Source organism: Streptomyces sp. NPDC021080, from assembly GCF_044333225.1.
GTDB lineage: Bacteria > Actinomycetota > Actinomycetes > Streptomycetales > Streptomycetaceae > Streptomyces.
Map to the genome: position 1 here is coordinate 52394 of NZ_JBIRQM010000004.1, position 13300 is coordinate 65693.

The window sequence follows — 13300 nt, forward strand, 5'->3', positions numbered from 1 at the left end:
ACTCCGTACCGGATCATCCGGTCCGTACGGATAATCGCCACCCCTCTGGAAACACACCGAAGGAGCGCCTGACATGGCCGCCACTCAGGAAGAGATCGTCGAAGGTCTCGCCGAGATCGTCAACGAGATCGCCGGGATCCCCACCGAGGACGTCCAGCTGGACAAGTCCTTCACCGACGACCTGGACGTCGACTCGCTGTCCATGGTCGAGGTCGTCGTCGCCGCCGAAGAGCGCTTCGACGTCAAGATCCCGGACGACGACGTCAAGAACCTCAAGACCGTCGGCGACGCGACCGACTACATCCTCAAGCACCAGGCCTGATCTTCCGATCACCTGGGCCGACCGTCCGGGTCCGCCGGGGCCGCGTGCCCTGGTTCCCCCGGGCTGATGCCCCGCCACCCGGCGGTGGCGCCGCTGAATCCTCGTATCCGTTGGAGAAAGAATTCCCGTGAGCCCGACCAATCGCACCGTGGTCGTCACCGGTATCGGCGCAACCACACCGCTGGGTGGCGACGCAGCCTCTACCTGGGAGGGCCTGATCGCCGGACGTTCCGGCGTCCGCCCTCTCGAGCAGGAGTGGGCCGCCGACCAGGCTGTCCGTATCGCGGCGCAGATCGCCGTGGAGCCGGGCGAGGTCATTCCCCGCCCGCAGGCCCGCCGACTGGACCGCTCGGCGCAGTTCGCGCTGATCGCGGCCAAGGAGGCCTGGGCCGACGCCGGTTTCACCGACAAGGCGGGCGAGGACCAGAGCGTCGACCCCGACCGGCTGGGCACGGTCATCGCCTCCGGCATCGGTGGTGTGACGACGCTGCTCGACCAGTACGACGTGCTGAAGGAGAAGGGCGTACGCCGTGTCTCCCCGCACACCGTTCCGATGCTGATGCCGAACGGTCCCTCCGCCAACGTGGGGCTCGCCGTGGGCGCCCGCGCCGGTGTGCACACCCCGGTCTCCGCCTGCGCCTCCGGCGCCGAGGCCATCGGCTACGCCATCGAGATGATCCGCACGGGCCGCGCCGACGTCGTCGTCGCCGGTGGCACCGAGGCGGCCATCCACCCGCTTCCCATCGCCGCGTTCGGCAACATGATGGCGATGTCCAAGAACAACGAGGACCCCGAGGGTGCCTCGCGCCCCTACGACGTCGCCCGTGACGGCTTCGTCCTCGGTGAAGGCGCCGGCGTTCTCGTCCTGGAGTCCGCCGAGCACGCCGCCAAGCGCGGTGCCCGGGTGTACGCCGAGGCGGTCGGCCAGGGCATCTCGGCCGACAGCCACGACATCGTGCAGCCGGAGCCGGAGGGCCGCGGCATCGCGCACGCCCTGCAGAGCCTGCTCGACAACACCGACCTGGACCCGGCCGAGATCGTGCACGTGAACGCGCACGCCACCTCGACGCCCGCCGGTGACGTGGCCGAACTGAAGGCGCTGCGCAAGGTGTTCGGCGACGACGCGGACCACTTCGCGGTCTCCGCCACCAAGTCGATGACCGGTCACCTCCTCGGTGGCGCCGGCGGTGTCGAGTCGGTCGCGGCCGTGCTCGCCCTGTACCACCGGCTCGCCCCGCCGACCATCAACGTCGAGAACCTCGACCCCGAGGCCGAGGCGGCCGCCGACATCGTCCGCGGCGAGGCGCGCAAGCTGCCCGTCGAGGGCCGTATCGCCGCGCTGAACGACTCGTTCGGCTTCGGTGGGCACAACGTGGTGCTGGCGTTCCGTTCCGTCTGACGCCGGTTCCTCCGCTCCGTACGGCATGTGGCCCGTACCCCCTGGTCAGGGGGTACGGGCCACATGCCGTGGTTCTTCGGCGGCGGTCCGGGCGCCGACGGGGCGTCGCACCGTGACGGTCACACGACCTGGTGCAGCCAGCGGACCGGGGCGCCCTCGCCCGCGTAGCGGAAGGGCTCCAGCTCGTCGTCCCAGGGCTTGCCGAGGAGTTTGGCGAGGTCGGCCTCCAGGTCGCTCTCGCCGCGCTGGGAGCGCAGCAGCGCGGCGCGCAGGCGGTCCTCGGGGATGAGGATGTCGCCGTGGATCCCGGTGACCGCGTGGAAGATGCCCAGCTCGGGGGTGCAGCTGTAGCGCTCGCCCTCGGCGGTGGGGCAGGGTTCGGCGGTGACCTCGAAGCGCAGCAGGTGCCAGCCGCGCAGCGCCGAGGCGAGCTTGGAGGCGGTGCCGACCTCGCCCTTCCAGGAGAACTCGGATCTCCAGGTGCCCGGTGCGGCGGGCTGCCGGATCCAGTCGAGGTTGACGCGCGTGCCGAGCACCCCCGCGACCGCCCACTCGACATGCGGACACAACGCGCGGGGCGCGGAGTGCACGTAGAGAACTCCACGTGTCGTCACTGGGGCCTCCGGACAGAGCGAGACATCTTGTAACTTAGCGGAACGGCAGTGGCAGGGCGGCCACGTGGCGAGGCTACCCTGCGGCGGCGCAAGGAGTGTGACGTACCGTCGGTCCAAGCGCCGTCGACCGCCGAGGTTTCACCCGGCGGGACGCGTCCGGACTCCCCTGCCGGGGGTCCGGGCCCGCCTCCCGGGTGAGGACGGCCGCATCGCGGGAACGCGGTGCGACCGGCCGTGTACGACGTGGTGCGACCCACCGCGCGGAAACGGGTGCCGACCAACCCTGTACAACGAGCGAGGAGACCAGGGGATGCGGAATCGCAGCCACCGTTCGCGGGCCGTCCTCGCCGTCGTCGCGGCGGCGGCCCTCCTCGGCACCGCCGCCTGCGACTCCTCGGCGCCCGGCGGGACCGCGAAGCTGCGGCCGTCGGCGAAGCCCGCCCCGGTCTGGGACCGCAGTCCGCACTCCATGGCCGCGGTCGGCGACTCCATCACGCGCGGTTTCGACGCCTGCAGCGTGCTGTCCGACTGCCCCGAGGTGTCGTGGGCGACCGGCAGCGATCCGCGGGTCGACTCTCTCGCGGTGCGGCTGCTCGGCTCGGCCGGCGCGGCCGAGCGCAGCTGGAACTACGCGGTGACCGGCGCGCGGATGGCCGACCTTCCCGGCCAGATGGCCCGGGCGGCGACGCGCAGGCCGGCGCTGGTCACGGTGATGGCGGGCGCCAACGACGCCTGCCGGTCCTCCGCTTCGGCGATGACGTCCGTCGCCGACTTCCGCGCCGGGTTCCAGGAGGCGATGAACACGCTGCGCGGCGCCCTGCCCAAGACCCAGGTGTACGTGTCGAGCGTGCCGGACCTGAAGCGGCTCTGGTCCGAGGGGCGCGGCAATCCGCTGGGCAGGCAGGTGTGGAAGCTGGGCATCTGTCCCTCGATGCTGGGGAACGCCGACTCGCTGAACTCCGCGGCGGTCCTCAGGCGCGGACGGGTGCAGGACCGGGTGAAGGCGTACAACGAGGTACTGCGCGAGGTGTGCGCCAAGGACCGGCGCTGCCGCTTCGACGGAAACGCGGTCTTCGACTGCCGGTTCGGGACGGACCAGCTGAGCCACTGGGACTGGTTCCACCCGAGCAGGGACGGACAGGCGCGACTCGCGGAGATCGCCTACCGGAGGGTCACGGCACGCGAACCCGTGACCTAGGGTTTCTCTCATGAGTGAACTTTTCGGCACACTTTCCGACGGCACCCGGGTCCACCGCTGGGCGCTGGAGCGCGCCGGGGTCCGGGTGCGTGTGCTCACGTACGGCGGGATCGTGCAGTCGGCCGAGGTGCCGGACCGGGACGGGCGGGCCGCCGACGTGACGCTGGGCTTTCCCGGTCTGGAGGGGTACACGGCCCACCCGGAGCCGTACCTCGGCGCGCTGGTCGGGCGGTACGCGAACCGCATCGGGGGTGCGCGCTTCCCGCTGGACGGGACGGTGTACCCCCTGGAGCCGAACAACGGGCCCAACTCGCTGCACGGCGGCGACGGCGGCTTCGACAAGCGCGTGTGGGACGCGGAGCCGCTCGAACACGGGGTCCGGCTCTCCCGGGTCAGCCCGGACGGCGAGGAGGGCTTCCCGGGCCGCCTGGAGGTCTCGGCGACGTACACGCTCGACGAGCGGGGCGCGCTGCGGATCGCCTACGAGGCGGTCACGGACGCGCCGACCGTGGTGAACCTGACGAACCACACGTACTGGAACCTCGGCGGCTCCGGCAGTGCGCTGGGGCACGAACTGCGGCTCGACGCATCACGGTTGACGCCGGTGGACGAGCACCTGATCCCGACCGGGGAGCTCGCCCCGGTCGAGGGCACCCGCTTCGACTTCCGCGAGCCCCGCAAGACCGGCGCGGGATACGACCACAACTACGTGCTCGACAAGGGGGTCACCGCCGCTCCCGTGGAGGTCGCCGAGCTGTACGACCCGGCGTCCGGGCGGGTGCTGACGGTCTCGACCACCGAACCGGGTCTGCAGTTCTACACCGCCGACCACCTGAGCGACCCCTTCGCCCCGAACGACGGCATCGCGCTGGAGACCCAGCACTTCCCCGACTCCCCGAACCGGCCGGAGTTCCCGAGCACCGAGCTGCGGCCGGGCGCGGTGTTCCGCTCCGAGACGGTGTACGGGTTCTCGGTACGGTCCTAGGGCCGGTCCGCGAAGCGAACGGCGGGCCCCGGTCCGGATGTCAGGTTCCGGGCCGGGGCCGGCCGAAGGGGGCGCGTCGTTCACGCCTCGATGATCGTGCTCAGACGGCGGTCCATGAGGGAACGACCTGCCTGAACCTCGTACAAACCCTTCACGAACACCCAGGCATCCGTGGCGGTGTCCCAGACCTCGAAGGCGCGGCGCGGGAGCTCCACGACGACCTCGACGCTCTCACCGGGTGCGGCCTCGGCCCCGGCGAAGCCGGCGAGTGCCCGGACGGGCCGCTCGGCGCCGGGTTCCGCGGGGGCGAGGTAGACCTGGACGACCTCGCGCCCGGCGCGCTCGCCGGAGTTGCGGACGCGGACGGTGACGGTCGTCCCCTCGGCCTCGATGGACTCGTACGTCCACTCGGTGTAGCCGAGGCCGTGCCCGAAGGCGTACGAGGGGGTCCTGCCCTCCTTCTCCCAGGCGCGGTAGCCGATGAAGATGTCCTCGGTGTACGGGAGTTCACCGTCCTCGGGGCGCACCCGCGTGACCGGGGCGTCGGCGAGGGAGCCCCAGGTGGTGGGGAGGCGGCCGCCGGGCTCGTGGGCGCCGGTGAGGACGTCGGCGAGGGCGGCACCGCCCTCCTGGCCCGGGAACCAGCTCAGGAGCACGGCGGCGACCTCGTCGCGCCACGGGAGGTCCACCGGGGAGCCCGAGTTGACGACCACGACGGTGTTCGGGTTGGCGGCGGCGACGGCGTGGACCAGTTCGTCCTGGCGGCCGGGGAGATCGAGGTCCGCGCGGTCGAAGCCCTCGGACTCGACGCGGTCGGTGGTGGCGACCACGACGACGGCGGTGTCGGCGGCGCGGGCCGCCGCGACCGCCTCGGCGATCAGTTCGTCGGCGTCGCGCACGGGTTCCTGGTGGGCGAACGAGAAGCCGACGACCTTCATCGGGACGTCCTCGGGGAACGTGACGACATGGGTGAGGGAGACCTCCACCGGCTCGCCCGCGGTGAGTTCGGCCCGGCCGCGGGGGACGGGGGCGCCGAAGAACGTCACGAAGGGGTCGTCCTTGGCGGCGCCCTGGACGTCGTCGAAGTACGTCGTGCCGTCGACGGTGAGGGTGAACGCGCCCAGGCCCTTGACGCCGAAGGTGTGCGGACCGCTGTCGCGCGGGGTGAGGGTGCCGGTGAGTTCGACGCTGTGCAGATGGTCGTGAGTGACTCCCTCGGGCAGGTCGTCACCCATCCACTGGATCTGGCCGTTCGGGGCGGAGGCGGTGGCGATGACCTCGCCGACGGCGTTCCGGCAGATCGCGCGCAGCTCGAACCCCTTGTCGGCGACGGGGAGTTCGACAGCGAGGTCGGCGCCCACGGCGTAGGTCACCGTGCCCTCGGGGAGAGCGGCGGTGAGGCCGTCGAGGGGCGAGACGGTCCGGGCGGGGAAGACGGTGGCCGAGCCGCCGCCGAGGACGCGGGCGTCGCGGGCGGCGGCGCCGATGAGGGCGACCCGGTGCCCTTCGGGGAGCGGCAGGGCGCCTTCGTTGCGGACGAGGACGAAGCCGCGGCGGGCCACCTCGCGGGCCAGCGCCCGTCCGTCCACGGCCGTCGGCGGCTCGGTCACGGCGGGTTCGGCGCCGTCCAGGGCTCCGACGCGGGCGGCGAGCCGGAGCACGTTGCGGACGGCCGCGTCGACCGCGGCCTCCGCCACCTCGCCGGCGCGCACGGCGGCGGCGAGCGGTTCCCCGTAGACGGTCCGGGGGCCGGGCATGGCGACGTCGAGACCGCCCTCGATCGCGGCCCGCGTGGAGCGGGCGGCCATCCAGTCGGAGACGTTGAAGCCGTCGAAGCCCCATTCGCCGCGCAGGACCTCGTTCACGAGACGGCGGTGCTCGCTCATCGTCGTGCCGTTGACGGAGTTGTAGGCGGTCATGACGCCCCACGGGCGGGCCTTCTCGACGATGGTCTCGAAGGGCGCCAGATACAGCTCGCGCAGGGCGCGTTCGGAGACGACGTTGTTCACGGTGAAGCGGTCGGTCTCGGCGTCGTTGGCGACGAAGTGCTTGACGGTGGTGGCGACACCGCCGGACTGCACGCCCCGGACGTAGCCGCTGCCGATCGCGCCGGTCAGGAGCGGGTCCTCGCTGTAGGCCTCGAAGTGACGGCCGCCGAGCGGTGAGCGGTGGAGGTTGACGGTGGGGGCGAGCAGGACGTGGACACCCTTGCGGCGGGCCTCCTGGGCGAGCAGCACGCCGGCGCGGCGGGCCAGTTCCGGATCCCAGGCCGCGGCGAGCGCGGTGGGCGAGGGGAGCGCGACGGAGGGGTCGTCGGCGCTCCAGCGGACACCGCGGACGCCGATGGGGCCGTCGGACATGACGAGGGAGCTCAGCCCGATCTCGGGGAGCGCGGGCAGGGTCCACATGTTCCGTCCGGACAGCAGCCGGGCCTTCGCGTCCAGGCCGAGCCGGGCCAGGGCCGCCTCGACGACGGCCTCGCGCGCCGCGTCCGCCTCCACGCCCTTCGAGTCACCCTTCGGGTCCTTCGAGTCGCCCTTCGGGTCCTTCGCCGTCCCCGCCGCGGTCTCCGCCATGGCGGCACCTCCTCGTTGAAAGCCGTCGGTTCCCCTCATCGTGCATCGGTCACCTCGAGAGCGGTACGGGACCGGTGGGACGCTCCGCCGGACGGGCGCCGACCGCCGCGACGACCTCGATCTCGACGAGGGCGTCCGGCTTGAACAGGCGCGCGGCCTCGAAGGTCATGCTGGTCGGCGCGGTCCCGGTGAGGAACTCCCGGCGTACGGCGCCGTATTCGCCCAGCCTGCCGATGTCGGTGAGATACGTACGGATGTTGATGATGTCGTCGAGGGTGGCGCCGTGCGCGTCGAGCAGCGCGGCGACGGTCTCGAAGACACCGCGGCTCTGGGTGGCGAGGTCCGGGCCGTCCGCGACCTGACCGGAGAGGTACAAGAGGGCGCTGCCGCCGGGGAGTTCGACACGGGCGACCTGGGAGTAGTAGGAGTTGGCGGGCTGCGGCGCGGAAGCCGGGCTGTCGAGTGTGACGCGCATGGTGACTCCTCAGGCCGGCCGGCGGATGCGGTCGACGGCTCGCGTGATGTCCTCGTCGGCCACGGCCGGGTCCTCGGCGGCGCGCCGGAAGTGCTCCAACGCCGCTTCCATGGCGGGGAGCCGGGCCGGGTCCGTGGCGAGCGCGAGGTCCTTGGCGGCGAGCGCGGTGCCGAAGTGGACGCCCTCGGCGAAGGCGCGGCCCACCACGCCGCCGAGCGGGCCGCCCGCCAGCGCGGTGCGTGCCGTGTCCTCGTCCAGGCCCAGGGTTTCGGCGAGGACCAGGGCCTCGGCGACCAGGGCCACGCCGCCGAGGACGGCGGCGTTGAGGACGAGCTTGAGCGCGGCGCCCGAGCCGGCCGGTCCCACCCGGGTCACGGTCCCGAGCCGGCTCAGCACGTGTTCGACGCGGGCGGCGTCACCGCCCGCGAGAACGCCGAGCCGGCCGGACTCCGCCCGGTCCGTGCTGCCCATGACCGGGGCGTCGACCAGGGTCACGCCCTCACCGAGGCGGGCGGCCAGCTCTCCGATCACGTCCGGGCCGACCGTCGACATCTCCACCCAGCAGGCGCCGGGGCGCAGTTCGGGGACGACGGCCGCGGCGACCGCGGCGAGTGCCGCGGGGCCGGTGAGCATCGTGATCACGACGTCCGCGTCCCGCACCGCCTCGGCGGGCGAGGCGGCGAGCACGGCGCCCGCCGCGACGAGCGGCTCCGCTTTCGCGGGAGTGCGGTTCCACACCGTCAACGAGTGCTGTGGGCCGAGGAGTCGGCGGGCCATGGCGGACCCCATGTGCCCCAGTCCGAGAAAGGCGATCTTTTCCATGCAGGGGACGCTAGGCGCGGTCCTGTGATGCGACAAGCGAATGTCTAGCATGCCTGCCATGCCGCATCAGCATGATGATCTCGCTCAGGACGGTACTCCGCGTGGCACCGCGCCCACGGCGCCGGACGCGCGCGCCCCGCACGATCCCGCCCCGCACGTTCCCGCCCCACGCGACCGCGCCCCTGATGAAGTGGACCGGGGTGAAGTGGGCTGCGGGAAAGCGGAGTTGTCCGGCGGAGGCGCGTCCGGCACGGACTCCTCCGCCGCTCCCGATCTGTCCACCGTCTGGCTGCGGGTCTTCCTCGACGTCGCGCGGCACGGTTCGTTCACCGTGGCCGGCCGGGCGCTCGGGTGGACGCAGTCCGCGGTCTCACGCCAGATCTCCGCGCTGGAGGCGGCACTCGGCGGGGCGCCGCTCTTCGACCGGCTGTCCCGGGGCGTACGGCTGACGGAGGCCGGCCGGGTCCTCCTGCCGCACGCCGAGGCGGTGGTGGAGCGGCTGCGCGGGGCGGGGCGCGAGCTGGCCGCGCTGCGGGAGGCGGCGGGCGGGCGGCTGCGGGTGGGCGCCTTCGCCACGGCGGACGCGGCACTGGTGCCCCGGGCGATCGCGGCGTTCCGGGCCCGGCACCCCGCCGTCCGGCTCACCCGCCTCCAGGAGTTCACCCCCGTCCTGCTGGACCTGCTGAGCGCCGACCGGCTCGATCTGGCGGTCGTCTCGACGACGGGCCGCGCCCCGCTGGAGGCCTACTCGCTGCACCACCTGCTCGACGAGTCCCTCTACGTCGCCGTCCCCGCCGCACACCCGCTCGCCGCCGAACCGTCCGTGCGCCTGCCGCAGCTCGCCGACGCCGACTGGATATCCGGCAGCGCGCGCCCCGAGGGCACGCTGCTCGACGCCGCGCTGCGACACGGGTTCCGGCCGCGGGTGGCGCATGTCGTCGCCGAGTGGACCGCCAAGCAGGGATTCGTGGCGGCCGGTCTCGGGGTGACCCTGATCCCCGCGCTCGCCGCCGAGTCCGTACGTCCGGACATCGCGCTCCTGCCCGTGCTCGACGAGGGGGCACCGGCCCGTGCGGTGTACGCGGCGACGGTGCGCGGGCGGTCCCTGACACCGGCGGCGGGGGCGTTCCTGGCCGCGCTGCGGGAGGCGGCGGCAAGGATTCCCGCCTGAAACGGGCGGGCGGGCTCCGGAGCGAGCGGGCGGGCTCCGGGGCCGGCGGGACGGTGACGGTGACGGTCACGGCCGCGGCGACGTCCACGGCGACGGCGACCACTGCCGGCGACCGGTGCCGGGGTCTCCGGTCAGGAAGTGGCGCTCTGCTCCTCGGACGCCCCGTCGACGGCCGGCTCGGAGTCCTCGTCCGCGTCGCCCTCGCGGATCTCCTCGCCGAGCAGGTCCCGGGCCATCAGGGTGGCGCCCGCGACGGCCCCCGGCATCAGGAACACCGCGACGAACGGTACGAGGAAGGCGAGGCCGAGCGGGGTGCCGAAGCCCCAGACCAGCGTCTTGCGGGAGCGGAGCAGCGCGAGGCGCGTGCGGAGGTCGACCTCGCGGCGCTGCAGGGCGACGGCGACGAGTTCCTCGGTGAGGAAGAAGCCCGTGACGAAGAAGCCGAGCACCGGGACGACGGTCTGGCCGACGAACGGGACGAAGCCGAGCGCGAAGAGGAGGACTCCCCAGACGAGGGCCCGCACGAGGATGCGGAGGCTGTCGCGTGCGGAGATCCACAGCTCGCGCCAGAGCGGCAGTCCGGACTCGGGGGCCGTGCCGTCCGGGGAGACGTCGCGGTCGACCTTCTCCGAGAGGCTCTCGTAGAAGGGCTGGCCCACGAGCAGGGTGACCGCGGTGAAGGTGAGGACGGCGAGGAGGAGGGCCAGGGCGAAGAGGACGGCGGTGAGGAAGCCGCGGAAGAGACCCGCCCAGGGGCTGGACCAGTCGTCCGCGAACGGCGTCGCCCAGGTGACGAAGCCCTCCCCGTACACACCGAGGGCGACGAGCGCCGCCGCGTAGAGGACGAGCGTGATGAGTCCCGGCAGCAGCCCGAACCCGAAACTCTTCCCGTGCCGGACCACCCACCGCTGGCCGCGCAGCAGATAGCCGAAACCCACCCCAAGATCGCGCATGGAGAGACTTTATCGGGGCCCCGCGCCGGACCACGAGACAGGAGACGGAGGACGCCTCCGCGGACCACGGGACACAGGCGGAGGCCGCCTCCCCGGATGTCGGGGGAGACGGCCTCCGCGACGGGCGAGCGGCAGGCGCCGCCGGGCAGGCGCCGCCCCTGCTTCGCCCGGGGTCAGAACTTGACGATCATCTTTCCGATGTTGTCGCCGCGCAGGACGCCGAAGAACGCCTCCAGGTTGTTCTCGATGCCCTCGACGATCGTCTCGGTGTACTTCAGCTCACCGGAGCGGATCCAGGCGCCGACCTCCTGGACGAACTCCGGCTGGAGGTCGTAGTGGTCGCCGACGAGGAGGCCCTGGATGCGGCCGCGGGTCTGGATCAGCCGGGCCAGGTTGCGCGGGCCGGGGGCGGGCTCGGTGTTGTTGTAGACGGAGATCATGCCGCAGATGGCGATGCGGCCGTCCCGGTTCAGCGAGCCGATGGCCGCCTCCAGGTGGTCGCCGCCCACGTTGTCGAAGTAGACGTCGATGCCGTCGGGCGCGGCCTCGCGCAGCTGCTGGGAGACCGGGCCGTTCTTGTAGTTGAAGGCCGCGTCGAAGCCGTACTCCTCCACGAGCAGCTTGACCTTCTCGTCGGAGCCGGCGGAGCCGATGACGCGGGAGGCGCCCTTGAGCCGGGCGATCTGGCCGACCTGGCTGCCGACGGCACCGGCGGCGCCGGACACGAAGACGGAGTCGCCCTCCTTGAAGGAGGCGGTGCGCAGGAGCCCGGCGTAGGCGGTGAGGCCGGTCATGCCGAGGACGCCGAGGTACGTCGACAGCGGCGCGGCCTCGGGGTCCACCTTGACGGCCTGCTTGGCGTCCACGACGGCGTACTCGCGCCAGCCGAGGAAGTGCAGCACGTGGTCGCCGGCCTCGATGCCCTCGGCGTTCGAGGCGATGACCTCGCCGACCGCGCCGCCCTGCATGGTCTTGCCGAGCTCGAAGGGGGCGACGTAGGACTTGGCGTCGCTCATCCGGCCGCGCATGTACGGGTCGACGGAGACGTAGGCGTTGCGCACCAGGACCTCGCCCGGACCCGGCTGCCGGACCTCGGCCTCGACCAGGGCGAAGTCGGAGGGCTGGGGAACGCCGACCGGGCGGCTGACCAGATGCCATTCGCGGCCGGTGGAGGGAAGCTGGGGGGTCTCGGACATGAGGGGGTGCCTTTCACGGTGGCCGGTGAGCGGTCCAAATACTTCAGGACCTGAAACAACCATGCTCCTGAATATTTCATGATGTCAAGTAACCCGGTAGACTCGTCGGCATGGCCACCCACAAGAGACCACGGATCGACCCCTTGACCGTGGAGGTCGTCGAACTGATCGGCACGGTCGTGGCCCGCTACCACGAGGAGTACGAGGAGGCGGCCGCCGAGCACGCCCTCACCGGCGCGCAGGCGCGGCTGCTGAGCCTGCTCTCACTGGAGCCGCTGCCGATGCGCCGTCTGGCGCAGCAGCTGAAGTGCGAGCCGTCGAACGTCACGGGGATCGTGGACCGGCTGGAGACACGGGGGCTGGTGGAGCGCCGCCCCGATCCGGCGGACCGCCGGGTGAAACTGGCCGCGGCGACGGCCGAGGGCCGCAGGATCGCCGGGGGGCTGCGCGATTCGCTCGACTTCGCCCGCGAACCCCTGGCGCAGCTCTCGGACCAGGAACGGCTGGCCCTGCGCGACCTGCTGCGCCGCATGCTGGGCGAGGACCGGCGCACCGGCTGCGCCTGACGGCCGGGAACCTCCCCCCGGCCGGCCGGCGCACGTCGCCCCGGGGACGGAATCGCCGAGGACGCCCCGGAAAGAGGTCACCCCGTGGCGGGCGGCACGCCTACGTGCACCACCACAGGAAGCGGTCGCAGCCGCTCGAGGACGAAGGAGCCGGCGCGGGAGCCGAGGCCGTCGGGGCCGTGGTGGCGGGGGCCGAGGTCCGGGGCGCCGGAGAGGCGGCCGCCGGGGCCGAGGCGGTCCGGCGCGGCAGGGTGCCGGCGGTCGAGGACCCGCCGTCCCCGGTGCTCCCCCCGTCCGTCGCCGTGGGCGTCGCGGAGCGGGAGGCGGAGGCCGGCCCGGAGGCCGACGGCGAGGGGCCGGACGTGCGGTCGGCCGAGGGGGACCCGGAGGGGGAGTGCTTCTTGAGCAGGGACGCCGCCGGCGAGGCCGAGCCGTCGGGCGACTCCGCGGCCGCCGGGCTCGGACCCAGACCGGGCGCGTCGACGCCGAGTTCGGCGAGGCTCAGACCGCCGGCCGCGAGGACGAAGCCCACGGCTATGTACAGGGTGCGGCGCCGCTTGCGGCGGTGTGCGGCGGCCTTGCGGTCGCGACGGCTGACGCCGGCCGGAGCCTCCTGGCCCCGTGGGTCGTCCTGCCCCCCGGCCCCGGCGTCCAGGACACGGCCTCCGCCGCGGCGTGCGGCCCGCCGGGAACGCCACTCGACGTCGCCGTCCGCACCGTGGCGCGCGTCGGCGCCGGCACCGGCCCGCGGGCGCGCGCCGGTCCCCTCGACGTCCGCGCCGAGTTCGTCGACCGGGGTGCCGCACCCGGGACAGGCGAGCGCGCCGTTGAGGTGCCTGCGGCACACGTGGCAGTAGTCCATGACGCGGGAAGACTAGGGTCACCGCCGGTAACGTTCCTAGGCGCAGTTGTGAAGATGTTGTGCGGAATCAAGTATTCCGGTCCGTCGGACCCGGTCACCCCCGAACATTCCCCGCCATCCTGCGCCCATCGCATCGAAACCGTTATGCGCGCGACCCATTG

Annotated in this window: 13 protein-coding genes; 6 read left to right on the forward strand and 7 right to left on the reverse strand. The window is 72.9% G+C overall.

Annotated elements, in window-relative coordinates; all coding sequences use genetic code 11:
- Positions 1 to 73: 73 nt before the first annotated feature.
- Positions 74 to 322 carry an acyl carrier protein gene (locus ACH4S8_RS11000; RefSeq protein ID WP_028800941.1) on the forward strand — a complete coding sequence of 83 codons (249 nt, stop codon included), beginning with the start codon at positions 74 to 76 and terminating at the stop codon, positions 320 to 322.
- A gap of 127 nt (positions 323 to 449) precedes the next feature.
- Complete coding sequence (gene fabF / locus ACH4S8_RS11005; protein ID WP_398392418.1) at positions 450 to 1721, forward strand: beta-ketoacyl-ACP synthase II; 1272 nt, start codon at positions 450 to 452, stop codon at positions 1719 to 1721.
- 119 nt (positions 1722 to 1840) lie between these two features.
- Here the strand turns inward: fabF and ACH4S8_RS11010 are convergent, their stop codons facing one another.
- On the reverse strand, positions 1841 to 2335 hold the full coding sequence (locus tag ACH4S8_RS11010) for a DUF3145 domain-containing protein (protein ID WP_261702513.1): 495 nt from the start codon (positions 2333 to 2335) through the stop codon (positions 1841 to 1843).
- A gap of 310 nt (positions 2336 to 2645) precedes the next feature.
- On the opposite strand from ACH4S8_RS11010, the gene ACH4S8_RS11015 reads away from it, so the two are divergent.
- Both ACH4S8_RS11015 and ACH4S8_RS11020 read left to right on the forward strand, forming a co-directional pair.
- On the forward strand, positions 2646 to 3533 hold the full coding sequence (locus tag ACH4S8_RS11015) for an SGNH/GDSL hydrolase family protein (protein WP_398392419.1): 888 nt from the start codon (positions 2646 to 2648) through the stop codon (positions 3531 to 3533).
- Positions 3534 to 3543: 10 nt separating this feature from the next.
- The gene (locus ACH4S8_RS11020) at positions 3544 to 4518 is read left to right on the forward strand and encodes an aldose epimerase family protein (RefSeq protein WP_398392420.1); all 975 of its coding nucleotides are present in this window, start codon (positions 3544 to 3546) and stop codon (positions 4516 to 4518) included.
- A gap of 80 nt (positions 4519 to 4598) precedes the next feature.
- Here the strand turns inward: ACH4S8_RS11020 and ACH4S8_RS11025 are convergent, their stop codons facing one another.
- Genes ACH4S8_RS11025 through ACH4S8_RS11035 form a run of 3 tightly spaced genes read right to left on the reverse strand, consistent with a single transcriptional unit; the run spans position 4599 to position 8391 of the window.
- Positions 4599 to 7094: a beta-glucosidase H gene (locus ACH4S8_RS11025; protein ID WP_398392421.1), complete on the reverse strand. Its 2496-nt coding sequence runs from the start codon at positions 7092 to 7094 to the stop codon at positions 4599 to 4601.
- A gap of 49 nt (positions 7095 to 7143) precedes the next feature.
- Positions 7144 to 7569, reverse strand: coding sequence for a RidA family protein (locus tag ACH4S8_RS11030; protein ID WP_398392422.1), 426 nt, complete (start codon positions 7567 to 7569; stop codon positions 7144 to 7146).
- Positions 7570 to 7578: 9 nt separating this feature from the next.
- Positions 7579 to 8391, reverse strand: coding sequence for an NAD(P)-dependent oxidoreductase (locus tag ACH4S8_RS11035; RefSeq protein WP_398392423.1), 813 nt, complete (start codon positions 8389 to 8391; stop codon positions 7579 to 7581).
- Between the two features lie 274 nt (positions 8392 to 8665).
- Between ACH4S8_RS11035 and ACH4S8_RS11040 the strand changes: the two genes are divergently transcribed.
- Complete coding sequence (locus ACH4S8_RS11040) at positions 8666 to 9562, forward strand: LysR family transcriptional regulator (protein ID WP_398393146.1); 897 nt, start codon at positions 8666 to 8668, stop codon at positions 9560 to 9562.
- 131 nt (positions 9563 to 9693) lie between these two features.
- Here ACH4S8_RS11040 and ACH4S8_RS11045 read toward each other — a convergent pair whose 3' ends face one another.
- Together ACH4S8_RS11045 and ACH4S8_RS11050 are read right to left on the reverse strand one after the other, a co-directional pair.
- Complete coding sequence (locus tag ACH4S8_RS11045) at positions 9694 to 10515, reverse strand: EI24 domain-containing protein (protein ID WP_398392424.1); 822 nt, start codon at positions 10513 to 10515, stop codon at positions 9694 to 9696.
- Positions 10516 to 10688: 173 nt separating this feature from the next.
- A complete protein-coding gene (locus ACH4S8_RS11050; RefSeq protein ID WP_398392425.1) occupies positions 10689 to 11711 on the reverse strand; it encodes an NADP-dependent oxidoreductase in 1023 nt (340 codons plus the stop codon).
- 110 nt (positions 11712 to 11821) lie between these two features.
- On the opposite strand from ACH4S8_RS11050, the gene ACH4S8_RS11055 reads away from it, so the two are divergent.
- Positions 11822 to 12277, forward strand: a complete 456-nt coding sequence (locus tag ACH4S8_RS11055) for a MarR family winged helix-turn-helix transcriptional regulator (RefSeq protein WP_398392426.1) — start codon at positions 11822 to 11824, stop codon at positions 12275 to 12277.
- Positions 12278 to 12377: 100 nt separating this feature from the next.
- Here ACH4S8_RS11055 and ACH4S8_RS11060 read toward each other — a convergent pair whose 3' ends face one another.
- A complete protein-coding gene (locus tag ACH4S8_RS11060) occupies positions 12378 to 13139 on the reverse strand; it encodes a hypothetical protein (protein WP_398392427.1) in 762 nt (253 codons plus the stop codon).
- Positions 13140 to 13300: the final 161 nt, after the last annotated feature.